We start from the raw sequence: 24734 nt of genomic DNA, 5'->3' as shown, positions 1-24734 counted from the left end.
GGCTTACGCCTTCTCCTCCCAGATCATGGCGAGGTGCACGATGGTCTGCACCGCCTTCTCCATGTCCTGCCGGCTCACCCATTCCAGCCGTGAATGAAACGCGTGCTCGCCGGCGAAGATGTTGGGGCAGGGCAGGCCCATGAAGGACAGGCGCGAACCGTCGGTGCCGCCGCGGATCGCGGTGCGCATCGGACGCAGGCCGGCGCGGCGGATCGCCTCGATGGCGTATTCGAGGATGTGCGGGTGACGGTCGATCACCTGCTTCATGTTGCGGTACTGCTCCCGCACCTCGAACTTGTAGCTCGAGCGCGGAAAATCCTTCATCACGTCCTTGACGATGTCCTCGAGCAGGACCTCCTTCTCCTTCAGCCCTTCCTCGGTGAAGTCGCGTACGATGAAGGCGAGGGTCGCCTGTTCCAGCGCGCCCTCGATGCCGACAGGATGCAGGAAGCCTTGCTTGCCCGACGTCGTCTCGGGCGAGCAGCCTTCCTTGGGCAGACGCTCGACGATGGCGGCCGCGATCTTGATGGCGTGCTCCATCTTGCCCTTGGCATAGCCGGGATGGGCGCTGACGCCGGTGATGGTGATGGTGGCGCCGTCGGCCGAGAACGTTTCGTCCTCGACGCTGCCCGCGCTCTCGCCGTCCATGGTGTAGCCGAAATCGGCGCCGAGCTTCTTGATGTCGACGTTGTCGACGCCGCGGCCGATCTCTTCATCCGGCGTGAACAGGATCTTGATGGTGCCGTGCTTCACATCGGGATTGTTGATGAAAAAATGCGCGGCATCCATGATCTCGGCGACGCCGGCCTTGTTGTCGGCCCCGAGCAGCGTGGTGCCATCGGTGGTGATGATATCGTTGCCGATCTGGTTCTTCAGCGCGGGATGCTCGGTGAAGCGGATCACCTGGGTCGTATCGCCGGGCAAGGTGATGTCGCCGCCGCGATAGTTCTTCACGACTTGCGGCTTCACATCCTTGCCGGTGACGTCGGGCGAGGTGTCCATGTGCGAGCAGAAGCAGATCACCGGCACCTTCTTGTCGGTGTTGGCCGGGATCGTTCCGTAGACATAGCCGTAATCGTCGAGATGGGCGTCCGTGACGCCCATGGCCTTCAGCTCGGTGACGAGAACGCGGCCGAGATCCTTTTGCTTCTCGGTCGATGGCGAGGCCGGGGAATTCGGATCGGACTGGGTGTCGATGGTGACGTAGCGCAGAAAGCGCTCGGTCACGGTATGCGCGAAGGTCAGGGACATGTCTGGTCAAACCACGGGAGCTTTTGGGAGCAGGAAGCAGCCGGTATACCAGAAAAGCGGGCCGCGTTGCGGCCGAAGGACGGCGGATCAGGCTTAACGAAAAATGACCGGCTAGATCGCCTCTTTCAGTTCCTTGACCGGCCGGAACGCGACCTTCTTGCTGGCCTTGATGTGGATCGCCTCGCCGGTAGCGGGATTGCGGCCGGTGCGGGCGGCGCGCTTGCGGACCTGCAGGATGCCAAGCCCGACGATGCGGACGCGGTCGCCCTTCTTCAGGTGCTTGGTGATCAGGTCGACCATGTCGGTGAGGACGGCCTCGGCGTGCTTCTTGGAGAGGTCCTGGCTTTCCGCGATGTCGGCGGCCAGGTGCTTGAGCGTGATGGTGGCTGGAGCCGCTGCCTTCTTCGCCGAATCCTTCTTCGTCGAATCCTTTTTCGCCATGTCTGGCCTCCTCGGGTGTGTCGCGGAAGCTTGCCGGGCTCCCAGCTGCCAAGTTCCCGCAGGCCTAGACGATTCGGGCTGGGACTGACTATGCCGGCCGACGGGAGCGGGGTTTTCGCGTGCTTGTTCAGACGAATCCGCACGTTTCTGCCGGCTCCGGACGAGCGCAAGGGGCGAGTTTCGACACAGGCATCGTCACTCTGGCTGAGGATGTTCAGATAAGTTTTTGAAAATGTTGCCAAAATGGTGCGGGGGACGGGGTTCGAACCCGCGACCTCCGGCGTGCCGGCGGATTTGTTTTGGACTAGCCGTCTCGGCAGCGAATGCCAAAGTCGTCGCAGGTTAGCGCAAAGGCTTCTTTCGCCGCGAGATCTTCAAAACAAAACCGCGTGCCGACTTCGGCGCGATCGGTCCACCAGTTGATGAGTTTCCCTTTGGCGATGCGCGAAGCCTCTCCGCGCAGCAGATCCAGCTGTCTTCCAGCTGCGTGGACGATCAGGCAATGTTCGTTGGGCATAGGGTCAATCCTTCGAACCGAATGCGAAGGCCGCAGCTGGGGGCAGCTGCGGCCCGCGTGGTCAAATGAACCGGGTGAAAAATCGACGTGAAATATGCAGCCAGCCCCGGTGGGGCATTGTCTGTTGGAGTAGATGTTCCCGCACCAACCAATGTTTGGTTTTCGGGAGGACATCGGGGAATGTTCAGAGGTGCATATTCGCGCACGAGATAACTGAGCGACTTTCGTGTGCCGGCCGGACCTCCCACTCACTTCCGATCCGAACTTGGTTCGAGGCTGTATATATCGGGGCCATAATTCTTAGGCTGGATCGTCAGGCACGGTCCGCTGAATGATAAAGCTTTCCGTCGCAATCGTGATGAAATCGCCTTCCAGCATCTCTTCATCGCGGCAGAAGTGAATGTCTCGGATCAAGCCCTTGTGGTGCCCGACGAATACTTCAAGATCGCCGCGGTTGTTGACGACGGCCTGCAATCTCGAAATGACTTCCGACGCTTTCATGACAGCTCCTTGACTGGCCCTACAAGCGGTACTTGGACCAAGGACAACACTGCCGGCATCGCACTCGAAATAGTCCTCATGCCGTCGGGCGCAGACCGCGAACGTCTTCGCACCAACGGCAACGTGTTCCGATGTAGGTCGTCCTTCATTGAGATATCGGACGTCCTCAATGAGCGAATTCTGTGTCAACGCGACTGGGAGAAATCGTCGCAGGGCTGAACGAGATCGCGGTCGATTGCCGTTCGTTCCTCGAGGCTTTCACGCAGGGCTACAACTGCGGTGACACGCTCGAGCAATCGTCGATAGTGTTGAAGGCGAGGGCGCGGAAGCGCAGCAGGCGACGCACAAGGCGGGCGGTGCCGGTCAGGCGGCTATTCATCGTGACCACACTTGGTCGCTACAGCGGTGCGACAACGAGTCGCCAGAACCGGTTCCGCGCCGGTGCGTGTTGCTGATGTGCTCAAGCGAACAGAACAGCCCTCTGAGCTTTGAGTAGGCTCGTGGTCTTGTACTCGGCGTATCGATGGGCCAACAGGCGACTCATCCATTGATCCGGACTTGCAGCTCCCGGATGCCGCGGATGAAGTTGGAGTGCAGCCGCCGCGGCGGTCCCAACACCTCGATGTCGAGGTCGCGGGCCAGGATTTCTTCCCAGAGTATCCGGAGTTGCAGATCCGCCAACCGGTCACCGACACAGCGATGAATACCCGCGCCGTAGGAGAGGTGCTGGCGCGGCTTGGCTCGATCGATGATGAAATGCTCCGGGCGGTCGATCACGCTCTCGTCGCGGTTGCCGGAAACATACCACATGATGACCTTGTCGCCTTGGCGGATGTGCTGGCCGGCAAGCTCGCAATCGCGCGTCGCTGTCCGCCGCATGTGTATGACGGGCGTTTGATAGCGGATCGTCTCGGCGACCAGACCAGGGACGAGCCCAGGATTGGCCTTTAGCTTTGCAAGCTGATCGGGGTTCTCCGACAGAGCCAGCAAGCCGCCCGACATGGAGTTGCGCGTTGTGTCATTGCCACCGACGATGAGCAGGGTCAGGTTGCCGACAAATTCCATCGCGGGCAGGTCGCGCGTTTCCGCGTTGTGCGCCATCAACGAGATCAAGTCGAGCCGCGGCGGCGCCTTCGCGCGCTCTTGCCACAGGCCTTTGAAGGTGTCGGCCATCCGCATCAGCTCGGCGGAGCGTGCCTCCTCTGAGTGCACGAGTGCATCGGGCGCGTTGATATCGCAGACGGCGACATCCGACCAATAGGTCAGCTTGCGCCGCTCTTGCCAGGGAAAATCGAACAGCGTTGCCAGCATCATGGTGGTGAGCTCGATCGACACCTTGTCCACCCAATCGAAGCTCTCGTTGCGGGGCAACGCGTCGAGCACGGCGCGGGTGCGCTCCCTTATGGAGATCTCATAGCTTGCGAGATTCTTGGGCGCCGCCACTGGAGCGACCGCCTTGCGTTGCGCCGTATGGCGCGGCGGGTCCATGCGGATAAAGCTGCGGCGGTTCATATCGGCCGGTATGTCCGCAATCTGGAACCCGGCGCCGAGTTGCGAGGAATAAGTCGCATGGTCGAGCTCGACGGCCATGATGTCGTTGTAGCTCGACACCGACCAGTACGGACCATAGCGGCTTTCGGCGCAGTAGTGGACCGGCGCTTCGCGCCGCAGACGGGCGAATAACGGCTGCCAGATGTCCTGCTGGTAGATGGCTGGATTGCTGACGTCGATATCGCAAAGCGGCGTATCGTACTCAACAGCCGGTCGCTCAGATGTGTTCATGGGTGTTTTCCGCGGTGCTGCACCTTTCCGATGACGCAGAGCCGCCCGCGATGGCCGCCGGTGCGATCGGATTTGGCGAGTTTTGCCGCACGCGGCTACGGAGCGGTTTCTGAAACCGGAGACTTGATGACGCCGGTAACCGGCGGGGCAACCCGCGCGCCTGACCAATCGCGTCGAGGCCGCCATCGGGAAATTTGCGGGGTGCCTCGTCGGCGCGGCGGAGCGCGAGGAGGCGTTCTCATCACGGACAAAAGCCGAGGTCCGTTCCGTCACGAGAAACAACCGGCGAGACGGAGTTCGGTGCCGTCAACAAGCGTTAACTTTTGAACTCAGGACACCGGCAAGCCTGACACTTCGATATCGAAGGGTCCGGATCGGCCTAATTTAAGTGATTGATATTCCGCCAAAAATGGCGCGAGAGACGGGGCTCGAACCCGCGACCTCCGGCGTGACAGGCCGGCGCTCTAACCAACTGAGCTACTCCCGCGTGACGCGTATGTGTCCGCGCGGAACGAGGGGGGACTTAAAGGGGGGACATGGTGAAGTCAAGGACGTTGCGTTGATGGGGAGCAAACGCCTGTTGGAACGGGGCGGGACCGTATCGCTACGGCCCGGACGGCTGCCTCCGGGCTCCGAATCATCCCGACCATTTCGACACTGCATGCGCTTGGGGTCTGTCTCAGCAGCGATCCAAAGCGGCTGATGAGGCAGAGCAGGTCCTGCGCGCCGCGATCTCGGTCAGCCCGCGTGTGTCCAATGTCCATTCGATCTCGGCACAGTGCTGTTCGACCTCAAGCGTTATGAGGACGCCCGCGCCATTCAGGAGAAGGGGATCGCGCTCAACCCGAACTTCCCGATGGCCCCGACCAATCTCGGCAACACGCTGATGGCGCTGCTGCTGGAGGCGATCGAACTGCATGAGCGCTGGCGGGGCTGTTGCGCGGCGCAGGCCAAATGATGGCCAAAAGCAAAAGGCCGCCCCAGGGCGGCCATTGCGTCTCAAACCGGACCTTTTTCCTGCAGTCAGCGCACCGTCGAGGTGCCCGAGCTCGTGATCGCCACCGGCTTGCCGGCCTTGATCACGTGGGTGGACTGGGCGGTCTGGCTGTAATCGGCGTTGGTGCGGGCTGCGATCCCGAAGGCGGCCACTGCGATGCCGGCCACCAGCGCCACCACCACGATCTTCAGGTGGGTACCCCGATCTGCAGAGTGAATTGAGTGGTTCATCGTAAGCCTCCCGACGGGCTTTGGCGCCGTCTGTAGGCTGATGTCTTAAGGAGCATCTGTTTCCGGATCGTTTCGCGGGTTCCGCAAAATGGTTTCATCCGGCCATTTGGCGGGTTTCGTGGTGGGCGGGCCTGAAGGGCCGGCCGGACGCCGGATGGGCTCTTACCTGCCGCGTAATCGCGGAGGCCAAATCCCTTCGTCATGATGGTTCTCATCGGCCGCGAACGATCCGGCAAGGGAGAAGCACCATGAACCGTCGAACCGTCCTCGAAGCCACGTTGTTTGGAACCGCCCTCGCGGCGGCGTCGAGCAGGAACGCACCAGCCGCCGCGGCACAGCCGGTCGCGCGGCCGTCCTTCGTGACGGCCACGGACGGCACAAAGCTGTTCGTGCAGGACTGGGGCAACGGAAAGCCGGTGCTGCTGCTGACGGCCTGGACGTTCGACGCCAGCACCTGGGGCAGCCAGATTGCGGCACTCAACGAAAAAGGTTTCCGCTGTATCGCGCCCGACCGGCGTGGGCACGGCCGGTCCGAGATGCCGTCATCAGGCTATGATCTGGACATGCTGACCGACGACGTCGCAGCCGTGATCGAGGCGCGCGACCTCCGCGATGTGACGCTGGTCGGATTCTCCATGGGGACGGTCGAGGCGGTGAACTATCTCGCCCGATACGGATCGGACCGGATCGCCAGGCTGGTGCTGGTCGCGCCGACGACGCCATTCCTGGTCAAGACCGAGGACAATCCGGATGCGGTTCCCAAGGCGATGATCGAGGCCGACAATGCGGCCGTCGCACGCGACTTCGCGAAATGGATCGCGGCGAATGAAGCGCCGTTCTTTCTCCCGGATACGCCGGAGATCACGCGGACCTGGATCCGCGAGATGATGCTCAGCGTGCCGCTGCCGGTGGCGCTGGCATGCCGCAAGACAATCAGCTTCGCCGATCTGCGTGCGGCGGCCGCCAGGATCGACCGCCCGACGCTGATCCTCCATGGCGACAAGGATGCCAGCGCGCCGCTGCCATTGACGGGCGCCAAGACCGCAAAGCTGATCAAGGGCAGCAAGCTGATTGTCTACGAGGGCGGGCCACACCCGCTGCCGCTGACGCATGGCGAGCGTCTCATCTCTGACATGCTCGCCTTCATGAGCGCGTGAGAGGGCTCAGCTCGCCCGTTTGATGTCGGCGCGGATGGTCCGCGCCGCCCAGACGAACAGCAGGGCGCCGAGCGTGGTCGTGACCGCGGCCGAGAGCAGGGAATAGCGCACGGCGTCGGCGCCGTAGCTGCCCTTCAGCGCGTCGTTGACCACGCCGACCGCGAGCGGACCGACGCCCTGGCCGAAGCAGGTCGCGGTCAGCGCGATCAGCGCGGAGGCGAGCGCGCGCATGCTGGGCTTGGCCACCGTCTGCGCGATCGCAAAGATCGGCCCGAGATGGAAGCCGACCAGGAACGAGGTCAGCGCCAGCATCGCGACCATCATCGAGAAATCCTGCGTCAGCATGCAGAGCGCAAAGACGGGGCCGGCGAGGCCTGAGGTGATCGCCGGCGCCCACAGCTTCCAGCGGTCGTCGCGGCGGCTCACTTGCGCCACGACAAAGCCGCCGAGCAGGGTGCCGGCCATGCCCGCGAGCCCCTTGAACGTGCCGGCATAGGTGCCGATCTCGGCGCTCGACAGATGGTGCACGCGCGCCAGGAACGGCGGGATCCAGGCCGCCGTCGCATAATTCGTGTAGGTGGTGAGGCAGAAGCCGATCAGCACGATGACGAAGCTCTGCTGCGAGGTGAGAAAGCGCAGCGTCGGCCCGAGCGGCTCGGGCACGAAGTTCTCCTGCATCGCGCCACGCTTCGGCTCCGAGATCGTCAGCCACAGGATCAGCGCCAGCAGGATGCCGGGCACGCCTGCGACATAGAAGGCCATCCGCCAGCCATAGTGCTGGTTGACGTAGCCGCCGACGAAATAGCCGAGGAAGACGCCGAGATAGGTGCCGATGGCGTAGATGCCGAGTGCGCGCGGGCGCTCGTTCTTGGCGAAGAGATCGGCGACGATCGACTGCGAGGCGGGGGAGCCGGCGGATTCGCCGATGCCGACGCCGATCCTGGCAAAGGCCAGTGCGGTCACGCTTGAGGCCATGCCGCACAGCGCCGTCATCGCGCTCCAGAACGCGAACGCCAGCGCCACGATGTTGCGACGGTTGAGCCGGTCGGCGACGCGCGCGATGGGAATGCCGAGCAGGGAATAGAACAGCGCGAAGCCGAAGCCTGCGAGCAGGCCCATCATGGTGTCGCTGAGCTGGAACTCTTTCTTGATCGGCTCGATCAGGACGTTGAAGATGGTGCGGTCGAGGAAGTTGAGCGCGTAGATGATGGTGAGCAGACCCAGCACGTAATAGCGCCGCGCCGCGGGCTTTGCCGCGGCGGCCGTTTGCACCGGCACCTCTGACGTCACATCGACCATCGCTTCCCCCAATTTGTCTTTGTTATCATTATGGGTCCAGCCCTTATCGGAGCTGGTTGCGTGAGAGCTTTTTCGAGCGAAGTGGCTACCCTTCGCGAATGTAGTTCCCCGCTTCGAACTCGACCAGCGGCGCGCTTGCGTCGAATGAGATACCGATGGGGTCGCGGCCCGCTTCCATCGCTTCGAGCTGGTCGCCGAGCATGCGCCGGATCATCAGGATGCCGCGATCGCTCTGGCCGAAGTGCTCTTCGGAGTGCACCGTCACCGGACCCTGGCCGACCTGGGCCTCGTAATCGCCGGGGAATTGCTGGTGCTCCTGTTCCGTCATGTCCCACCAGAATTTCCCGTTGAACTTCGAGCGCATGCGGCCGATGTCGCCGGAATTTTTGACGCGGCCGGCGACGTAGATGCGGAACGAGGTGTCGTCGATCGGCAGCGTCCAGCCGATCGATTCCACGCGAGCGAACTGCGCCACGCGCGGGTTCGGCACCACGCGCAAGGTGGGGAGGGCGGCTTCGGTGACGCGGTAGAACACACGGCCGTCGTCCTGCTTGCGGATCGAGCGCACGGCGATGCCGCGCGGTGTCTTGTCGAACTTCACCTCCGGCATCGACGCCATCATGGTGGTGAATTGCGGCCCCGAGAACGAGCCGTGCAGCACCGGCACGTGGTAGGGATCGACGACGTTTTCGAAATGCTGCAGCCAGTTGCAGGGGATGACCGCGGGCCCGCCGCCGCCGATCGAGGAATCGTCGGCCTCGACGAACTCGCCGTCGTCCATGTTTTCGAGGCACTCGTAGCGCGGCAGCACCGGGCGTTTCTCGGCCGGGCCCATATAGGCAAAGATTAACCCGTAGCGCTCCTCGACCGGATACCAGGGCTGGCGCACCTTGTCCTTGAACTGGCCGCCGTCGGGCTCGCAGGGCTGCTCAAGGCAATGGCCTTCGGTGTCGAACTTCCAGCCATGATAGCAGCAGCGAATGCCGTCCTCTTCGACCTTGCCGTAGTAGAGCGTCGTGCCGCGGTGACAGCAGCGGGCGTGGAGGAGGCCGACGCGACCGTGCTTGTCGCGAAACAGGATGAGGTCCTCGCCGAGCGCGCGCACTTTCTTCGGCGTGTCGGTGGCGTCGCCGGTCAAGCCGACCGGATGCCAATAGCGGCGGAGCAATTCGCCCATCGGCGTGCCGCGCACGACCGAGGTGAGCTCGGTGCGGGTGTGCGCCGGTTTCATCGCATAGGCCGTGCCGAGATCGCGATCCCGCTGAGTGATCGTCATGCTTGTTCCTCCCGCCGCAGGCCTTGGTGGCCGGGTCGCCTTGTGTTGTCCCAGTGAAAGATAATTCGATGACAATGTCAACGATCCTCCAGAATGCGTCTTAATCGCATTCGGAACAGGTTGGGGAGGTTGCGCTACCAAGGCTTGGCACGTCTTGGCTTTCTTGGCAGAGGTGGATCATGAGCCAGACATCGAGCACGGACGGGCGTGAATCGTCCGAGACGGACGACAATCACTCGCCGGCGCCGATCACCGTGATGCTGTCATCACGGCTGATGGTGCTCGCCAACCTGCTCAAGCGCGGCGCCATCCTGCGCTACAAGCGCCTCGCAGGCCTATCCTCGGTCGAGTTCGGCCTGGTCGCCTCGCTCGGCCGGCGACCGCCGATGAGCGTTGCCCGGCTTGCCGAGGCAGTCGGTCAGGACAAGGGCCAGATCAGCCGTGCGCTGGCCGAGCTGGTCTCGCGCAAGCTGATCGCGAAGTCGGCGAATCCGAAAGACAGCCGCGAGGTGTTGGTGTCGCTGACGCCTGCCGGGCTCGCGGCACATGACGCCATCGTCGAAGGCGCGCAGGAGCGCAACCGGATGCTGCTCGAGCAATTGAGCGAGGCCGAGTTGGAGACATTGCTCGCGCAGGTCGAGCGTCTCACCGCGACGGCGGAAGCGATGCTCGAAGCCGAGAAGGTTTCGCGCTGATCGCGCAGCAATCTCCGGAAATATTCGAGTGCTTCTAAGAGCGTCTCTAAGAGATGTTCTAAGAGCCTTTCAATTAGGGGAACCGCACGCGCTCCCCTAAGCGTCACCCCAACGCATGCCGTCCCGGGACAGGCGGCATGACGATCAAATGCACATTGGGGTGGCGCGTTGAACAGTCTTGGAATGCTGCGGTCGGCCGTGTTGGCGACCGTGTCCGCTTTGGTTTTGATGCCGCAGGCATCGCTCGCACAATCCGCATCGCAAGGCGGTGCGCAGAGCCTGCCGCCGGTGAACGTGGCTGCACCGCAGGAACGCCGCCGCGCTGCCGTCCGCGCGCCGCGCCGGACGCAAAGCCAGGTGCAGGCGGCGAACAGCCGCAAACCGCAACAACAACGCAATGTCGGTGTCGTCGAGAATCCGCGTGGTCCGGTGCAGGGCTATGTTGCCAGGCGCAGCTCGTCCGGCACCAAGACCAACACGCCGATCATGGAGACGCCGCAATCGGTATCGGTGATCGGCGCCGACCAGATCCGCGACCAGAAGCCGAACAAGCTCGACGAAGTTCTGCGCTACACCGCCGGCGTCCGCGCCGGCACCTTTGGCGCCGACACCCGCAACGACTGGTGGCTGATCCGCGGCTTCAAGTCCGACGACGTCGGGCTGTTTCTCGACGGCATGCAGCTGTTCTACACGTCCTATGCGAGCTGGAAGCTGCAGCCGCCGAACATGGAGCGCGTCGAGGTGCTGCGCGGTCCGTCGGCCGTGCTCTATGGCGGATCGAGCCCGAGCGGCATCGTCAACGTCATCAGCAAGATGCCACCGACCGAGCCGGTCCGCTACATCGAGGCCGGCGTCAACAATTTCGGCAACGCTTATGTCGGTTTCGATGTCGGCGGTCCCGTCGCGATGCAGCCACAGGACGGCAAGCTGTTTTACCGCGTCGTCGGCCAGGTCCAGAACGGCAACACGCAGGTCAATTTCACGCCCGACAACAATTACTTCATCGCGCCGTCCTTCACCTGGAAGCCGGACGCCGACACGACATTCACGGTGCTGGCGTCGGCCTCGAAGCAGGACACCCGCGGCATCAACTTCCTGCCCTATCAGGGCACGGTGACCAATGCGCCGTTCGGCAAGATCCCGACCAGTTTCTTCGTCGGCGATCCCAATGTCGACAAGTTCACGCGCGAGCAGGAGATGCTCGGCTATCAGTTCGAGCGCAATCTCACCGACGACCTCACGTTCCGGCAGAATGCGCGGTTCGCGCATATCGACCTGACCTATCGCGGTTTCGTCGGCAATGGCTGGGACAATATCAACACGGCCACGATGGGCCGCTACAATTGGTATGCGAAGAACACTGCCAACCAGGCCAATCTCGACAACCAGCTGGAGTACCGCTTCGACACCGGTCCCGTGAAGCACACGATGCTGTTCGGGGTCGATCTGAAGGGCTATCAGATCGACGACTACCAGGCGTTCAACTTCGGCACTGTGCCGTCCATCAACGTCTTCAATCCCACCTATGGTCTCGACATTCCGCTGACGGGCGCGCCGTTCCGCAACTTCCTGCTCACGCAGAAGCAGGCCGGCACCTATGTCCAGGACCAAATGAAGCTCGGTAACTTCACACTGGTCTTGAGCGGCCGCAATGACTGGGTGGAGACGACGCAGGCTGCCCGCGACACCGGAGCAAATATTGCCCAACGCGACGACAGCAGGTTCAGCGGGCGCGCCGGGCTGATCTACAATTTCGACAATGGCATCGCGCCTTACGTCTCGTATGCCACGAGCTACAATCCGATCATCGGCCTCAATGCGTCGAACCAGCTGTTCCTGCCGGAGACAGGCCAGCAGGCCGAGATCGGCGTGAAAGTCGCTCCGAAGGGATTTGACGGCTATTTCACGGCTTCGGTGTTCGACCTGAAGCGGCAGAACGTCCCGACGACGGCGGTCACCGCCGACGCATCCGGCAATTTCCTGCAGAACCAGACGGGCGAGGTGACCTCGCGCGGCATCGAGCTCGAAGCGGTGGCCAACGCCACCAAGGAGCTGAAGCTGATCGGTGCCTTCACTGCCTACCATCTCTTCAACAGCAAGGATCTCGATCCGTCGTTGATCGGCAAGACGCCGACCAATACGCCCGAGACGCTGATCTCGGGCTGGGCGGACTACACCTTCAAGGACGGTCCGCTGGAGGGCTTTGGTTTCGGCGGCGGCGTGCGTTATGTCGGCTCGTCCTGGGCGGACACCGCCAACACGCTGGAAGTTCCCGCTGTGGTGCTCGGCGATCTCGCGGTCCACTACGAATGGCAGAATTGGCGCACCGCCATCAACGTGCTCAATCTGACCGACAAGATCTACGTCGCGAGCTGCGCCTCGGCCTCGTCCTGCTTCTACGGCGATCGCCGCCGCGTCACCGCCAGCGTCTCGTACAAATGGTAAGGCTCGGCAAGGGGAGGGCTTTGTGAAGGCGCGCACGGTCAGGCTCTGGTCCGTGGTCCACACCTGGACCAGCCTGATCTCGACGTTGTTCCTGTTGCTGCTCTGCCTGACCGGGCTGCCGCTGATCTTCCATCACGAGATCGATGAGCTCCTGGGCTACGCCCCCCAGCCCGAAGCTCATGCGAGCGCGGCGCGCGCGACGCCCCAAGTCGTCGCCGCCGCCGCGCTCGCCGCCGATCCCGGCCGCGTCCTGCAATACGTGTCCTGGGACAAGGACGAGCCCGGGCTGGTGATGGCCTTCACCAACAGCGCCCCTGACGGTGCGCCCGACAACGCGACCGTACGTGCGTTCGATGCGGTTTCGGCCAAGCTGCTCGGGCCGGTCGGCGTCGGGCCGATGCTGATCGTGCTCAAGCTGCACACCGACATGTTCGCTGGACAGGCCGGGAAGCTGTTCCTCGGCGCGATGGGGCTGCTGTTTGCGACAGCCATCGTCTCCGGCGTGGTGCTGTACTGGCCGTTCACCCGCCGCCTGCGCTTTGCCACCATCCGCGACAGTGCCGCGCGCCGCGTCCGCTGGCTCGACTGGCACAATCTGATCGGCGTGGTGACGGTGGCCTGGGCGCTGGTGGTGGGCTTGACCGGCGTCGTCAACACCTGGGCCGAGCTGATGCTCAACCAGTGGAAGGCGACCGAGCTCGCCAGCATGGTCGCGCCGTATTCCGGGAAGCCGGCGCCTGCGCATCTCGCGTCGCTCGACGACGTCGTCGCGCGCGCCATGCAGGCTGCGCCCAGCATGGAGGTCGCCTTCATCGCGTTCCCGGGCACGCCGTTCACGTCCTCGCACCATTTCGCGGCCTTCATGCGCGGCGACACGGTGCTGACGGCGCGGCTTCTGAAGCCGGTGCTGCTCGACGGCGAAACCGGGGAGGTGGCCGATACCCGCGCGCTGCCGCTCTATCTCCAGGCGCTCCTGATCTCGCAGCCGCTGCATTTCGGCGATTATGGCGGGATGCCGCTGAAGGTGATCTGGGCCGCCCTCGACGGGCTCACCATCGTTGTGATCGGCAGCGGCCTCTATCTCTGGGTGGCGCGGCGGCGCAAGCGTGCCCCTGCCAAGGCCGACGCATTCGCCAGACGAGCCCCGGTCCCGTCGTGATGCATGGCTCCTCTGACCGCGCGCGCCTGTGGATACGTGTCTTTGCTGCACCTGGTCTGCTCGCCGCGGCGACGATCATGGGCCTGCTGGCTGCGTTGCTGTGGGGAACGGTCGGCCAGTATGTCGCCTGGGTGACAGTCGGGGCGCCTGTTGCGGTCGTCGCCTGGGTTTGGGTGCGCCGCCGCAGCAAGAAAAACGTGCGATTTTCGCAGGCGACGCGCGGCAGATAGCCGACGCGGCCCGTGCGCCCCAATCTCGAACCTGCTACCCTGCAAAACTATGGCCGCCCTTGTCGGGTTCGGCGATCTGCTCCATACCAGCCGCGGGGTGATTCCGGGATTTCCACCGGTCTGGGAGCAGCAAAGGGCCTAAAAAGAGCGTGTCTTGCGCCCATTGGTGCACTGCGCTAAGGCTCAGAATAATTCCAAATCGGACGAATCCGTGGCTGTCCCGAGGCTGCGGGAAAAAGGGCTCGTCAATGAGCGGCATTCTACAGAACTATCTTCCACTCGTCGTCTTCATAGGGGTAGCGGCCATCATCGGCCTGGTGCTCCTGATCGCGCCCTTCATCGTGGCGTTCCAGCAGCCGGACCCGGAAAAGCTCTCGGCGTATGAGTGCGGTTTCAACGCCTTCGACGACGCCCGCATGAAGTTCGACGTCCGCTTCTATCTGGTCGCCATCCTCTTCATCATCTTCGACCTCGAAGTGGCGTTCCTGTTTCCCTGGGCTGTGGCGTTCGGCAAGCTTGGCGCGACCGGCTTCTGGTCGATGCTGGTGTTCCTTGCCGTGCTGACAGTCGGTTTCGCCTATGAATGGAAGAAAGGGGCACTCGAATGGGATTGAACCCTGTGCCGTCCACTGGCCCGGCGATCGCGCCGGCCCCCAAGGGCATTCTGGATCCGTCGACCGGCCGGCCGGTCGGGGCCAATGATCCGTTCTTCCTCGAGGTCAATCACGAGCTGTCCGACAAGGGCTTCTTCGTGGCCGCGACCGACGACCTCATCACCTGGGCCCGTACCGGCTCGCTGATGTGGATGACCTTCGGTCTCGCCTGCTGCGCGGTCGAGATGATGCAGGTGTCGATGCCGCGTTACGACGTCGAGCGCTTCGGCTTCGCGCCGCGTGCCTCGCCGCGCCAGTCCGATGTGATGATCGTCGCGGGCACGCTGACCAACAAGATGGCTCCGGCTTTGCGCAAGGTCTACGACCAGATGCCCGAGCCGCGCTACGTCATCTCGATGGGCTCCTGCGCCAACGGCGGCGGCTACTATCACTATTCCTACTCGGTCGTGCGCGGCTGCGACCGCATCGTGCCGATCGACATCTACGTGCCGGGCTGCCCGCCCACGGCGGAAGCTCTGCTTTACGGCGTGCTGCTGCTGCAGAAGAAGATCCGCCGCACCGGCACCATCGAACGCTAAGGTTTTACGTCATGGACGACGCCAAGCTCGACGCCCTGGGGCAGACGATCGTGAGCGCGCTTCCGGGCGCCGCCATCGGTCATTCGGTGGCCTTCAACCAACTCACGGTTGATGTCGAGGCCAGCAAGATCGTCGAGGTGGTCAGGTACCTCCGCGACGATCCGAACTGCCGTTTCGTCAACTTCACCGACATCACGGCGGCCGACTATCCGTCGCGCGAGAAGCGCTTCGACGTGATCTATCACTTCCTGTCACCGACCCTGAACACGCGCATCCGCCTCAAGGCCCAGGCCGACGAGACCACGCAGGTTCCGTCGCTGATCGAGGTGTTCCCCGGCGCCGACTGGTTCGAGCGCGAGGCCTACGACCTCTACGGCGTGTTCTTCGTCGGTCACCCCGACATGCGCCGCATCCTCACCGATTACGGTTTCGAGGGGCATCCGCTGCGCAAGGATTTCCCGCTCACCGGCTTCCTCGAGGTCCGCTACGACGACCAGGAGAAGCGCGTGGTGTACGAGCCGGTCCGGCTCAACCAGGAATTCCGCAAGTTCGATTTCCTCTCGCCATGGGAAGGGGCGGACTATCCGCTTCCCGGTGACGAGAAGGCAGGACCGAAGGCCTGATCATGAACGAGCAACCTGAACAGCTTCGCAACTTTACGATCAATTTCGGACCGCAGCATCCGGCGGCGCACGGCGTTCTTCGTCTTGTGCTTGAATTGGATGGTGAGGTCGTCGCGCGCGTCGACCCGCACATTGGTCTCTTGCATCGCGGCACCGAAAAACTGATCGAGCAGAAGACCTATCTGCAGGCGATCCCGTATTTCGACCGGCTCGACTACGTCGCGCCGATGAATCAGGAGCACGCCTTCTGCCTCGCCGCCGAGAAGCTGCTCGGCATCGAGGTGCCGCGCCGCGGCCAGCTGATCCGCGTGCTCTATTGCGAGATCGGCCGCATCCTGTCGCATCTTCTCAACGTTACCACGCAGGCGATGGACGTCGGCGCGCTGACCCCGCCGCTGTGGGGTTTCGAAGAGCGCGAGAAGCTGATGGTGTTCTACGAGCGCGCCTCGGGCAGCCGTATGCACGCAGCCTTCTTCCGCGTCGGCGGCGTGCATCAGGACCTGCCGCAGAAGCTGGTCGACGACATCGAGGCCTGGTGCGATCCGTTCCTGAAGGTCGTGGACGACCTCGACCGCCTGCTCACCGCCAACCGCATCTTCAAGCAGCGCAACGTCGATATCGGCGTGGTGCCGCTGAAGGAAGCCTGGGAGTGGGGTTTTTCGGGCGTGATGGTGCGCGGCTCGGGCGCAGCCTGGGACCTGCGCAAGTCGCAGCCCTATGAGTGCTACGCCGAGATGGATTTCGACATCCCGATCGGCAAGAACGGCGACTGCTACGACCGCTACCTGATCCGCATGGAAGAGATGCGCCAGTCCGTGCGCATCATGAAGCAGTGCATCCAGAAGCTGAACGCAGCCGAAGGGAAGGGCGCCGTCGTCGTCGAAGACAACAAGGTCGCGCCGCCCCGCCGTGGCGAGATGAAGCGTTCGATGGAAGCGCTGATCCACCACTTCAAGCTCTACACCGAAGGCGTCCACGTGCCGGAAGGCGAGGTCTATGCCGCGGTCGAGGCGCCCAAGGGCGAGTTCGGCGTCTATCTGATCTCGGACGGCACCAACAAGCCCTACAAGTGCAAGATCCGCGCGCCGGGCTTTGCGCATCTGCAGGCGATGGACCACATCTGCCGCGGCCATCTGCTCGCCGACGTCTCGGCCATTCTCGGCTCGCTCGACATCGTGTTCGGAGAGGTCGATCGGTGATGGCTCAGGCGCCAATCCAGTTTGACCGTGCCTCGGGGGCCCTTGAAGGGGCCAACCTGTGGGAGCGGACGGCTGCCTTGGCGCTGGTGACGGGGTCGAAGATCTCGTCGCATTTCTCGCATATGGGCTACATCGCCTGTGCGAATTTGCTGCGGAAGACGCTGCCCGAGCGCAACATCGCGATCAAGCTCAACCCGGACGCCGTGTTCGAATTCCCTTACGGCGACGGCTACTGGAGCAAGCTGCTCAACCGTTCTTATTGCTACGAGGACGAGCTGGAGCTGCTGTTCGCCGACTCCATCGACGTCGACTACACGCTGCTCGATTGCGGCGCCAATTACGGCTACTGGTCGGTGCTGGTGTCGAGCAAGCCGTTCGGCTCGCACAAGTCGATCGCGATCGAGCCGTCGGGCCAGAACTATCCGAAGCTTGCCAACAATGCCCGCGTCAACGGCAACCGCTTCGAGACCCTGAAGTGCGCGATCGGCGCGGCCCGCGGCACCGCGCGCCTGTCGGGCACCAAGCACGAGGCCTTCAGCATCGCCGGCGCTCCGTCGGATGGCGGCGAGGACGTGCCCGTTCTGGCGCTGGATAACCTCATCGACGACGGCAAGGTCGCCGCCACCGGCAAGTACCTGATCAAGCTCGACGTCGAAGGCGTCGAGATCGAGGCGATCAAGGGCGGCGCCCGGCTGCTCCAGACCGACAGCGTCATCATGTGCGAGGAGCACGGCAGTGACCGCACGCATGCGGTGTCGCGCTACATCCTCGAGCAGACGCCCTTGAAGCTGATCGTGCTCGATCCGCGCACCAACCGGCTGGAGACCGTGACCGAGCTGTCGATCCTCGATCGCATCAAGGTCTCGACCCACGTCGGCTACAACGTTTTCGGCACCGCAAGCGCATTCTGGCAGGACAGGATCAATGCCCTGAATGCGAAAACCGCGCGCCGCATGCAGTGAGAGATAAGACATGTCCGTTCGCCGATTAGCACCGAAGGAAGTCCAGCCCGCGAGCTTTGCGTTCACGGACGAGAACCTTGCCTTCGCCAAGCAGCAGATCGCGAAATATCCGGCCGGACGCCAGGCCTCGGCCGTCATCGCCATCCTCTGGCGCGTCCAGGAGCAGCACGAGGGCTGGGTGTCGGAGGCCGCGATCCGCGCCGTCGCCGACCTGCTCGACATGCCCTATATCCGCGTGCTCGAAGTCGCGACCTTCTACACGATGTTCCAGCTCGCTCCCGTCGGCAAGAAGGCCCACGTCCAGGTCTGCGGCACCACGCCGTGCCGCCTGCGCGGCGCCGAAGACCTGATCCATGTCTGCGAGAGCCGGATCCATCACGATCCCTTCCATCTCTCCAAGGACGGCAATTTCAGCTGGGAAGAGGTCGAGTGCCTCGGCGCCTGCGTGAACGCGCCGATGGTGCTGATCGGCAAGGACACCTATGAGGACCTGACCAAGGAGACCTTCGGCAAGGTGCTCGATGGCTTCGCCTCGGGCAATCCGCCGAAGCCCGGTCCGCAGAACGGCCGCCAGTTCTCCGCGCCGTCGGGCGGACCGACCACGCTGAAGGAGACCTCCTGATGGGTCTTCCGACGAACCGGGGGAGCGAAGCCGTGAACAAATGGGGCTTCGTTGCCATGCATGCCGCGCTCGCGGCCGCCTTCATGTTCCTGCTGCAGCGCTTCGTGATGAACGCGACGCAGGAAACCAGTCTGCTCTGGGCGCTGACCTTCGCCGTCTGCGCCGCCGGGCTTGCCTACAAGCAGGCCAATCGTTGATCGGAAAGCACTGATATGCTCGAGGACAAGGACCGCATCTTCAAGAACCTCTACGGCCTCCATGATTGGGGCCTCGAGGGTGCGCGGCGCCGCGGCGCCTGGGATGGTACCAAGAACATCATCGACAAGGGCCGCGACTGGATCATCAACGAGATGAAGGCGTCGGGCCTGCGCGGCCGCGGCGGCGCCGGCTTCCCGACCGGGTTGAAGTGGTCCTTCATGCCGAAGGAGTCCACCGACGGTCGTCCGAGCTATCTCGTCGTCAACGCCGACGAGTCCGAGCCCGGCACCTGCAAGGATCGCGAGATCATGCGGCACGATCCGCATCTCCTGATCGAGGGCTGCCTGATCGCCAGCTGCGCGATGAACGCACACACCTGCTACATCTATGTCCGCGGCGAGTTCATCCGCGAGCGCGAGCATCTTCAGGCCGCGATCGACCAGGCCTATGACGCCAAGCTGGTCGGCAAGGACAACGTCAACGGCTGGCCGTTCGACATCTACGTCGCGCACGGCGCCGGCGCCTATATCTGCGGCGAAGAGACCGCGCTGCTCGAAAGCCTCGAGGGCAAGAAGGGCCAGCCGCGCCTGAAGCCGCCGTTCCCGGCCAACGTCGGCCTGTTCGGCTGCCCGACCACCGTCAACAACGTCGAGTCCATCGCGGTTGCGCCGGACATCCTGCGCCGTGGCGCGGCGTGGTTCGCCGGCATCGGCCGTCCGAACAATGTCGGCACCAAGCTGTTCTGCATCTCCGGTCATGTCGAGCGGCCCTGCAACGTCGAAGAGGCCATGGGCATTCCGTTCCGTGAGCTGATCGACAAGCATTGCGGCGGCATCCGCGGCGGCTGGGACAACCTCAAGGCCGTGATCCCCGGCGGCTCCTCGGTGCGCATGGTGCCGGCGGAGCAGATCATCGACACGCCGATGGATTTCGACAGCCTCAGCAAGCTGCGCTCGGGCCTCGGCACCGCGGCCGTGATCGTGATGGACAAGTCGACCGACCTGATCCGTTCGATCGCCCGTATCTCCTATTTCTACAAGCATGAGAGCTGCGGCCAGTGCACGCCGTGCCGCGAGGGCACCGGCTGGATGTGGCGCGTGCTCACCCGCATGGCCGACGGCCGCGCCCACAAGCGCGAAATCGACATGCTGCTCGAAGTGACAAAACAGGTCGAAGGCCACACCATCTGCGCGCTCGGCGACGCAGCCGCCTGGCCGATCCAGGGCCTGATCGCGCATTTCCGTCATGAGATCGAAGCGCGTATCGACCAGTATTCGCACAAGGCCGACATCGACGATGCCGGCGTCCGCGATCCCGTGAACATGGTCGCGGCGGAGTAGAGAGAATGACCAAGCTCATCATCGACGGCAAAGAGATCGATGTTCCGGCCGAGTACACGCTGCTTCAGGCGTGCGAGGCGGCCGGCGCCGAGATTCCGCGCTTCTGCTATCACGAGCGCCTGTCGATCGCCGGCAATTGCCGGATGTGCCTCGTCGAGGTGAAGGGTGGCCCGAAGCCGGTCGCATCGTGCGCCTGGGGCGTGCGCGACTGCCGTCCGGGCCCGAAGGGCGAGCCGCCGGAAATCTCCACGCGTTCGCCGATGGTGAAGAAGGCACGCGAAGGCGTGATGGAATTCCTTCTGATCAACCATCCGCTGGACTGCCCGATCTGCGATCAGGGCGGCGAGTGCGACCTGCAGGACCAGGCGATGGGCTATGGTGTCGACACCAGCCGCTTCGCCGAGAACAAGCGCGCGGTCGAGGACAAGTACCTCGGTGCGCTGGTCAAGACCTCGATGAACCGCTGCATCCAGTGCACGCGTTGCGTCCGCTTCTCGGCGGAAGTTGCCGGCGCCCCCGAGATGGGCGCGACCGGTCGCGGCGAGGACATGGAGATCACGACCTATCTCGAGCATGCGCTGACCTCGGAACTGCAGGGCAATCTCGTCGACATCTGCCCGGTCGGTGCGCTGACCTCGAAGCCCTATGCCTTCGCGGCGCGTCCGTGGGAGCTCGGCAAGACCCAGTCGGTCGACGTGATGGACGGCGTGGGTTCCGCGATCCGCGTCGACACCCGCGGCCGCGAAGTCATGCGCGTGCTGCCGCGCATCAACGAGGCCGTGAACGAGGAGTGGATCTCCGACAAGACCCGCCACATCGTCGACGGCCTGCGCACCCAGCGCCTCGACCGGCCCTATATCCGTGAAGCCGGCAAGCTGCGTGCGGCGAGCTGGCAGGAAGCGTTCGCGGCGATCGCTTCGAAGGCGGCCCGCACCGACGGCAAGCGCATCGGCGCGATTGCGGGCGACCTCGCCGGCGTCGAAGAGATGTTCGCGGTGAAGGATCTGCTGGCGAAATTCGGTTCGGCCAATCTGGCGGTGCAGGGCGGCGACGCCTTCGATCCCGCGCTCGGCCGGGGCTCCTACATCTTCAACCCGACGCTGGCGGGCGTCGAGCAGGCGGATGCGCTGCTCATCGTCGGCGCCAATCCGCGCAAGGAAGCGGCCGTGTTCAACGCCCGCATCCGCAAGCGCTGGCGCGCCGGCGGCTTCAAGGTCGGCGTGATCGGCGCCAAGGCCGATCTCACTTACGACTATGATCATCTCGGTGCGGGCACCGAAACGCTCGGTGAGCTCGCGGCCGGCAAGCACTCCTTCATGGATGTGCTGAAGAACGCCAAGAACCCGATCATCCTGATCGGCGCGGGCGCGGCCTCGCGTCACGACGGCGCCGCCATTCTCGCCGCCGCCGCCAAGCTCGCGCTCGACGTCGGCGCGGTGAAGGACGGCTGGAACGGCTTCGGCGTGCTGCACGAGACCGCTTCGCGCGTCGGCGCGCTCGACATCGGCTTCGTCGCAGGTCAGGGCGGGCTGAACGCCGCGCAGATGACGACCTTCGGCACGCTCGACCTGCTGTTCCTGCTCGGCGCCGACGAGATCAAGGCGCCGGACGGTACCTTCGTCGTGTACATCGGCACCCATGGCGACCGCGGCGCGCACCGCGCCGACGTGATCCTGCCGGCGGCCGCCTACACCGAGAAGTCCGCGATCTACGTCAACACCGAAGGCCGCGTGCAGATGACCGGTCGCGCCGCGTTCCCGCCGGGCGAAGCCCGCGAGGACTGGGCGATCGTCCGCGCGCTCTCCGAGGCGCTCGGCAAGAAGCTCGGCTACGACTCGCTTGCCGCGCTGCGCCAGGCGCTCTTCAAGGCCGTGCCGCACCTGATCCGTCTCGACCAGATCGAAGCGGGCGCAGCCGACCAGATCAAGAAGCTCGCGGGGAAGGGCGGTTCGCCCGAGAAGGCGCCGTTCAAGGCTGCGATCGAGGACTTCTATTTGACCAACCCAATCGCGCGTGCGTCGGCCGTGATGGCGGAATGCTCGCGGCTTGCCTCCGGGCAGATGCTGACCGCAGCGGAGTGAGCGAGATGGAATTTTTCGCAAGCGCATTCTGGACCGGCTTTCTCTGGCCGCTGATCATCATGATCGCGGAAAGCGTGCTGGTGCTCGTGGTCCTGCTGGTCGCGATCGCCTACATCCTGCTCGCCGACCGCAAGATCTGGGCGGCGGTGCAGATCCGCCGCGGTCCGAACGTGGTCGGGCCCTGGGGCCTGTTCCAGTCCTTCGCCGATTTGCTGAAGTTCGTGCTGAAGGAGCCGATCATTCCGGCTGGCGCCAACAAGGGCGTCTTCCTTCTTGCGCCCCTGGTCTCATGCGTGCTCGCGCTCGCCGCCTGGGCGGTGATCCCGACCAATCTCGGCTGGGTGATCTCCGACATCAATGTCGGCATCCTCTTCATCTTCGCGATCTCGTCGCTGTCGATCTACGGCATCATCATGGCCGGCTGGTCGTCGAACTCGAAGTATCCGTTCCTGGCCGCGCTGCGCTCGGCGGCGCAGATGGTGTCGTATGAAGTCTCGATCGGCTTCGTCATCATCACGGTGCTGCTCTGCGCCGGCACGCTGAACCTCTCGGCCGTGGTCGAGGCCCAGCATGTCCGCGGCCTCGCCAGTCTGATCGGGCTGCCGCAGCTCACCATCCTGAACTGGTACGTCTGGCCGCTGTTCCCGATGTTCGTGGTGTTCTATGTCTCGGCGCTGGCGGAAACCAACCGTCCGCCCTTCGACCTCGTCGAAGCCGAGTCCGAGCTGGTCGCCGGCTTCATGGTCGAATACGGCTCGACGCCGTATCTGCTGTTCATGCTCGGCGAATACGTCGCGATCGTCACGATGTGCGCGATGGCAACCATCCTGTTCCTCGGAGGCTGGCTGCCGCCGGTGGATCTGCCGCCCTTCAACTGGGTGCCGGGGATCATCTGGTTCGCGCTCAAACTCTTCTTCATGTTCTTCCTGTTCGCGATGGCAAAGGCGATCGTGCCGCGCTACCGCTACGACCAACTGATGCGCCTCGGCTGGAAGGTGTTCCTGCCGCTCTCGCTGGTGATGGTGGTCGTGGTGGCGGGCGTGCTGCAATTCGCCGGCATCGCGCCGAAGTGAGGGCCGTCATGGGTATCAACATCAACGCCACTGCACGCTCGCTGCTGCTGTCGGAATTCGTCTCGGCGTTCTTCCTCGCCATGCGCTATTTCTTCCAGCCGAAGCCGACGCTGAACTATCCGTTCGAGAAGGGCCCGATCTCGCCGCGCTTCCGCGGTGAGCATGCGCTGCGCCGCTATCCGAACGGTGAAGAGCGCTGCATCGCCTGCAAGCTGTGCGAAGCGGTCTGCCCGGCGCAGGCGATCACGATCGAGGCCGGTCCGCGCCGCAACGACGGCACCCGCCGTACTGTGCGCTACGACATCGACATGGTGAAGTGCATCTATTGCGGCCTCTGCCAGGAGGCCTGCCCGGTCGACGCCATCGTCGAAGGTCCGAACTTCGAGTTCGCGACCGAGACCCGCGAGGAACTGTTCTATGACAAGGCCAAGCTGCTCGCCAATGGCGACCGCTGGGAACGCGAGATCGCGAAAGCGATCGAGCTCGATGCGCCTTACCGGTGAGATGAGAGCATGATCCTTCCTGCGCTGTTCTTCTATCTCTTCGCCGGCGTCTGCGTCGCCTCGGCGGTGATGGTGATTGTCTCGCGCAATCCCGTTCACTCCGTGCTGTACCTGATCCTGGCCTTCGTCAACGCCTCCGGCCTGTTCGTGCTGATGGGCGCCGAATTCCTCGCGATGATCCTGATCGTCGTCTATGTCGGCGCCGTCGCGGTGCTGTTCCTGTTCGTCATCATGATGCTCGACGTCGACTTCCTCGAGCTGCGCGAAGGCTTCATCCAGTACCTGCCGGTGGGTGTCGTGATCGGCGGCATCTTCCTGTTCGAGCTGCTGCTGACCGTCGGCGCCTGGGTCATCAACCCGACCGTGAGCAAGACCATCACGGCGCCGATCCCGACCAACGTGTCGAACACCGAGGCGCTCGGCCTGGTGCTCTATACGAAGTATGTCCACTACTTCCAGCTCTCGGGCATGGTGCTGCTGGTCGCCATGATCGGCGCCATCGTGCTGACGCTGCGCCACAAGGCGAGCGTGAAGCGGCAGGACATCAACGTTCAGAACGCACGCACGCCCGAGATGGCGATGGCGATGCGCAAGGTGGCACCGGGGCAGGGGCTTTCGGACGCCGACGCGGCGGAGTGGGTGAAATGACGATCGGGCTCGGACATTATCTGGCGGTCGGCGCGATCCTGTTCACGCTCGGCATCCTCGGCATCTTCCTGAACCGCAAGAACATCATCGTCATCCTGATGTCGATCGAGCTGATCCTGCTCTCGGTCAACGTCAACCTGGTGGCATTCTCGACCTTCCTCGGCGACATTGTCGGCCAGGTCTTCGCGCTGCTGGTCTTGACCGTTGCGGCCGCCGAAGCCGCGATCGGTCTCGCCATCCTGGTGGTCTATTTCCGCAACCGTGGCTCGATCGCGGTTGAGGACGTCAATCTGATGAAGGGCTGAGCGCAGTC

At 63.7% G+C, this 24734-nt stretch carries 27 protein-coding genes and 1 tRNA gene; 19 read left to right on the top strand and 9 right to left on the bottom strand.

The genetic code is table 11. The annotated features are described in order from the left end of the window. Window positions 1-3: 3 nt before the first annotated feature. From pepT to NLM31_RS24915, 6 genes are all read right to left on the bottom strand, one after another. Window positions 4-1251 carry a peptidase T gene (pepT, locus tag NLM31_RS24940; protein ID WP_254131881.1) on the bottom strand — a complete coding sequence of 416 codons (1248 nt, stop codon included), beginning with the start codon at window positions 1249-1251 and terminating at the stop codon, window positions 4-6. A gap of 111 nt (window positions 1252-1362) precedes the next feature. After that, the gene (locus NLM31_RS24935; protein WP_254131880.1) at window positions 1363-1692 is read right to left on the bottom strand and encodes an HU family DNA-binding protein; all 330 of its coding nucleotides are present in this window, start codon (window positions 1690-1692) and stop codon (window positions 1363-1365) included. A gap of 304 nt (window positions 1693-1996) precedes the next feature. Then, a complete protein-coding gene (locus tag NLM31_RS24930; RefSeq protein WP_254193993.1) occupies window positions 1997-2209 on the bottom strand; it encodes a hypothetical protein in 213 nt (70 codons plus the stop codon). Between the two features lie 300 nt (window positions 2210-2509). Then, a complete protein-coding gene (locus NLM31_RS24925) occupies window positions 2510-2710 on the bottom strand; it encodes a hypothetical protein (protein ID WP_254193992.1) in 201 nt (66 codons plus the stop codon). Between the two features lie 540 nt (window positions 2711-3250). Next, window positions 3251-4492, bottom strand: a complete 1242-nt coding sequence (locus NLM31_RS24920; protein ID WP_254193991.1) for a cytochrome P450 — start codon at window positions 4490-4492, stop codon at window positions 3251-3253. Window positions 4493-4902: 410 nt separating this feature from the next. Next, a tRNA-Asp gene (locus tag NLM31_RS24915) sits at window positions 4903-4979 on the bottom strand. A gap of 291 nt (window positions 4980-5270) precedes the next feature. Between NLM31_RS24915 and NLM31_RS24910 the strand changes: the two genes are divergently transcribed. Continuing rightward, a complete protein-coding gene (locus NLM31_RS24910) occupies window positions 5271-5450 on the top strand; it encodes a tetratricopeptide repeat protein (RefSeq protein ID WP_254193990.1) in 180 nt (59 codons plus the stop codon). Window positions 5451-5515: 65 nt separating this feature from the next. Here the strand turns inward: NLM31_RS24910 and NLM31_RS24905 are convergent, their stop codons facing one another. Beyond that, the gene (locus NLM31_RS24905) at window positions 5516-5719 is read right to left on the bottom strand and encodes a hypothetical protein (RefSeq protein ID WP_148773714.1); all 204 of its coding nucleotides are present in this window, start codon (window positions 5717-5719) and stop codon (window positions 5516-5518) included. 248 nt (window positions 5720-5967) lie between these two features. Here NLM31_RS24905 and NLM31_RS24900 point away from each other — a divergent pair, with 248 nt between their 5' ends. After that, the gene (locus NLM31_RS24900) at window positions 5968-6876 is read left to right on the top strand and encodes an alpha/beta fold hydrolase (RefSeq protein ID WP_254193989.1); all 909 of its coding nucleotides are present in this window, start codon (window positions 5968-5970) and stop codon (window positions 6874-6876) included. Window positions 6877-6882: 6 nt separating this feature from the next. On the opposite strand, the gene NLM31_RS24895 is transcribed toward NLM31_RS24900, so the two are convergent. Both NLM31_RS24895 and NLM31_RS24890 read right to left on the bottom strand, forming a co-directional pair. Beyond that, on the bottom strand, window positions 6883-8175 hold the full coding sequence (locus tag NLM31_RS24895) for an MFS transporter (RefSeq protein WP_254193988.1): 1293 nt from the start codon (window positions 8173-8175) through the stop codon (window positions 6883-6885). 85 nt (window positions 8176-8260) lie between these two features. After that, on the bottom strand, window positions 8261-9451 hold the full coding sequence (locus tag NLM31_RS24890; RefSeq protein ID WP_254193987.1) for an aromatic ring-hydroxylating dioxygenase subunit alpha: 1191 nt from the start codon (window positions 9449-9451) through the stop codon (window positions 8261-8263). A gap of 179 nt (window positions 9452-9630) precedes the next feature. On the opposite strand from NLM31_RS24890, the gene NLM31_RS24885 reads away from it, so the two are divergent. From NLM31_RS24885 to nuoK, 17 genes are all read left to right on the top strand, one after another. Beyond that, complete coding sequence (locus NLM31_RS24885; protein WP_254131873.1) at window positions 9631-10146, top strand: MarR family winged helix-turn-helix transcriptional regulator; 516 nt, start codon at window positions 9631-9633, stop codon at window positions 10144-10146. 183 nt (window positions 10147-10329) lie between these two features. After that, window positions 10330-12591, top strand: a complete 2262-nt coding sequence (locus NLM31_RS24880) for a TonB-dependent siderophore receptor (RefSeq protein ID WP_254193986.1) — start codon at window positions 10330-10332, stop codon at window positions 12589-12591. Between the two features lie 22 nt (window positions 12592-12613). Further along, window positions 12614-13750 carry a PepSY domain-containing protein gene (locus tag NLM31_RS24875; RefSeq protein ID WP_254193985.1) on the top strand — a complete coding sequence of 379 codons (1137 nt, stop codon included), beginning with the start codon at window positions 12614-12616 and terminating at the stop codon, window positions 13748-13750. Continuing rightward, window positions 13750-13980 carry a hypothetical protein gene (locus NLM31_RS24870; RefSeq protein ID WP_254131871.1) on the top strand — a complete coding sequence of 77 codons (231 nt, stop codon included), beginning with the start codon at window positions 13750-13752 and terminating at the stop codon, window positions 13978-13980. Before NLM31_RS24875 ends, NLM31_RS24870 begins: the two co-directional genes overlap by 1 nt. 248 nt (window positions 13981-14228) lie before the next feature. Beyond that, window positions 14229-14594 (top strand): NADH-quinone oxidoreductase subunit A, encoded by a 366-nt coding sequence (locus NLM31_RS24865; RefSeq protein WP_092290902.1) that lies wholly within the window; start codon window positions 14229-14231, stop codon window positions 14592-14594. After that, entirely contained in the window at window positions 14591-15172 is a 582-nt protein-coding gene (locus NLM31_RS24860) for a NuoB/complex I 20 kDa subunit family protein (RefSeq protein ID WP_375167553.1), read from the top strand. The genes NLM31_RS24865 and NLM31_RS24860 overlap by 4 nt, the downstream gene beginning before the upstream one ends. Window positions 15173-15183: 11 nt before the next feature. Then, window positions 15184-15795: an NADH-quinone oxidoreductase subunit C gene (locus NLM31_RS24855; RefSeq protein WP_254193983.1), complete on the top strand. Its 612-nt coding sequence runs from the start codon at window positions 15184-15186 to the stop codon at window positions 15793-15795. Between the two features lie 2 nt (window positions 15796-15797). Next, window positions 15798-16994 (top strand): NADH-quinone oxidoreductase subunit D, encoded by a 1197-nt coding sequence (locus tag NLM31_RS24850; protein WP_254193982.1) that lies wholly within the window; start codon window positions 15798-15800, stop codon window positions 16992-16994. Then, window positions 16994-17956 carry an FkbM family methyltransferase gene (locus NLM31_RS24845; RefSeq protein ID WP_254131868.1) on the top strand — a complete coding sequence of 321 codons (963 nt, stop codon included), beginning with the start codon at window positions 16994-16996 and terminating at the stop codon, window positions 17954-17956. Before NLM31_RS24850 ends, NLM31_RS24845 begins: the two co-directional genes overlap by 1 nt. Window positions 17957-17966: 10 nt before the next feature. Then, window positions 17967-18578 carry an NADH-quinone oxidoreductase subunit NuoE gene (gene nuoE, locus NLM31_RS24840; RefSeq protein ID WP_254193981.1) on the top strand — a complete coding sequence of 204 codons (612 nt, stop codon included), beginning with the start codon at window positions 17967-17969 and terminating at the stop codon, window positions 18576-18578. Next, window positions 18578-18775, top strand: coding sequence for a hypothetical protein (locus tag NLM31_RS24835; RefSeq protein ID WP_254131867.1), 198 nt, complete (start codon window positions 18578-18580; stop codon window positions 18773-18775). Before nuoE ends, NLM31_RS24835 begins: the two co-directional genes overlap by 1 nt. Before the next feature lie 15 nt (window positions 18776-18790). Then, the gene (gene nuoF / locus NLM31_RS24830; RefSeq protein WP_254131866.1) at window positions 18791-20116 is read left to right on the top strand and encodes an NADH-quinone oxidoreductase subunit NuoF; all 1326 of its coding nucleotides are present in this window, start codon (window positions 18791-18793) and stop codon (window positions 20114-20116) included. A gap of 5 nt (window positions 20117-20121) precedes the next feature. Next, window positions 20122-22197: an NADH-quinone oxidoreductase subunit NuoG gene (nuoG, locus tag NLM31_RS24825; protein ID WP_254131865.1), complete on the top strand. Its 2076-nt coding sequence runs from the start codon at window positions 20122-20124 to the stop codon at window positions 22195-22197. A gap of 5 nt (window positions 22198-22202) precedes the next feature. Next, entirely contained in the window at window positions 22203-23270 is a 1068-nt protein-coding gene (gene nuoH, locus NLM31_RS24820) for an NADH-quinone oxidoreductase subunit NuoH (protein WP_254131864.1), read from the top strand. Between the two features lie 14 nt (window positions 23271-23284). Next, the gene (nuoI, locus tag NLM31_RS24815; protein ID WP_026232873.1) at window positions 23285-23773 is read left to right on the top strand and encodes an NADH-quinone oxidoreductase subunit NuoI; all 489 of its coding nucleotides are present in this window, start codon (window positions 23285-23287) and stop codon (window positions 23771-23773) included. Window positions 23774-23782: 9 nt separating this feature from the next. Continuing rightward, the gene (locus NLM31_RS24810; RefSeq protein WP_254131863.1) at window positions 23783-24421 is read left to right on the top strand and encodes an NADH-quinone oxidoreductase subunit J; all 639 of its coding nucleotides are present in this window, start codon (window positions 23783-23785) and stop codon (window positions 24419-24421) included. Next, the gene (gene nuoK, locus NLM31_RS24805) at window positions 24418-24726 is read left to right on the top strand and encodes an NADH-quinone oxidoreductase subunit NuoK (RefSeq protein WP_008136131.1); all 309 of its coding nucleotides are present in this window, start codon (window positions 24418-24420) and stop codon (window positions 24724-24726) included. Before NLM31_RS24810 ends, nuoK begins: the two co-directional genes overlap by 4 nt. Window positions 24727-24734: the final 8 nt, after the last annotated feature.

The organism is Bradyrhizobium sp. CCGUVB4N, from assembly GCF_024199945.1.
Taxonomy (GTDB): domain Bacteria; phylum Pseudomonadota; class Alphaproteobacteria; order Rhizobiales; family Xanthobacteraceae; genus Bradyrhizobium.
The sequence above is the reverse complement of the archived record's forward strand: the minus strand, read 5'-3'. Positions and strand labels throughout refer to the sequence as shown.

Bases quoted from the DNA above. Each gene is read 5' to 3' on its own strand.
- NLM31_RS24885 (WP_254131873.1), top strand. From the start codon at position 9,631: ATGAGCCAGACATCGAGCACGGACGGGCGTGAATCGTCCGAGACGGAC.
- NLM31_RS24850 (WP_254193982.1), top strand. From the start codon at position 15,798: ATGAACGAGCAACCTGAACAGCTTCGCAACTTTACGATCAATTTCGGA.
- NLM31_RS24865 (WP_092290902.1), top strand. From the start codon at position 14,229: ATGAGCGGCATTCTACAGAACTATCTTCCACTCGTCGTCTTCATAGGG.
- NLM31_RS24870 (WP_254131871.1), top strand. From the start codon at position 13,750: ATGCATGGCTCCTCTGACCGCGCGCGCCTGTGGATACGTGTCTTTGCT.
- pepT (WP_254131881.1), bottom strand. From the start codon at position 1,251: ATGTCCCTGACCTTCGCGCATACCGTGACCGAGCGCTTTCTGCGCTAC.
- NLM31_RS24895 (WP_254193988.1), bottom strand. From the start codon at position 8,175: ATGGTCGATGTGACGTCAGAGGTGCCGGTGCAAACGGCCGCCGCGGCA.
- nuoH (WP_254131864.1), top strand. From the start codon at position 22,203: ATGGAATTTTTCGCAAGCGCATTCTGGACCGGCTTTCTCTGGCCGCTG.
- nuoF (WP_254131866.1), top strand. From the start codon at position 18,791: ATGCTCGAGGACAAGGACCGCATCTTCAAGAACCTCTACGGCCTCCAT.
- NLM31_RS24855 (WP_254193983.1), top strand. From the start codon at position 15,184: ATGGACGACGCCAAGCTCGACGCCCTGGGGCAGACGATCGTGAGCGCG.
- NLM31_RS24930 (WP_254193993.1), bottom strand. From the start codon at position 2,209: ATGCCCAACGAACATTGCCTGATCGTCCACGCAGCTGGAAGACAGCTG.
- NLM31_RS24835 (WP_254131867.1), top strand. From the start codon at position 18,578: ATGGGTCTTCCGACGAACCGGGGGAGCGAAGCCGTGAACAAATGGGGC.
- NLM31_RS24925 (WP_254193992.1), bottom strand. From the start codon at position 2,710: ATGAAAGCGTCGGAAGTCATTTCGAGATTGCAGGCCGTCGTCAACAAC.
- NLM31_RS24845 (WP_254131868.1), top strand. From the start codon at position 16,994: ATGGCTCAGGCGCCAATCCAGTTTGACCGTGCCTCGGGGGCCCTTGAA.
- NLM31_RS24905 (WP_148773714.1), bottom strand. From the start codon at position 5,719: ATGAACCACTCAATTCACTCTGCAGATCGGGGTACCCACCTGAAGATC.
- NLM31_RS24920 (WP_254193991.1), bottom strand. From the start codon at position 4,492: ATGAACACATCTGAGCGACCGGCTGTTGAGTACGATACGCCGCTTTGC.
- nuoE (WP_254193981.1), top strand. From the start codon at position 17,967: ATGTCCGTTCGCCGATTAGCACCGAAGGAAGTCCAGCCCGCGAGCTTT.
- nuoG (WP_254131865.1), top strand. From the start codon at position 20,122: ATGACCAAGCTCATCATCGACGGCAAAGAGATCGATGTTCCGGCCGAG.
- nuoK (WP_008136131.1), top strand. From the start codon at position 24,418: ATGACGATCGGGCTCGGACATTATCTGGCGGTCGGCGCGATCCTGTTC.
- NLM31_RS24890 (WP_254193987.1), bottom strand. From the start codon at position 9,451: ATGACGATCACTCAGCGGGATCGCGATCTCGGCACGGCCTATGCGATG.
- NLM31_RS24810 (WP_254131863.1), top strand. From the start codon at position 23,783: ATGATCCTTCCTGCGCTGTTCTTCTATCTCTTCGCCGGCGTCTGCGTC.
- NLM31_RS24935 (WP_254131880.1), bottom strand. From the start codon at position 1,692: ATGGCGAAAAAGGATTCGACGAAGAAGGATTCGGCGAAGAAGGCAGCG.
- NLM31_RS24880 (WP_254193986.1), top strand. From the start codon at position 10,330: ATGCTGCGGTCGGCCGTGTTGGCGACCGTGTCCGCTTTGGTTTTGATG.
- NLM31_RS24900 (WP_254193989.1), top strand. From the start codon at position 5,968: ATGAACCGTCGAACCGTCCTCGAAGCCACGTTGTTTGGAACCGCCCTC.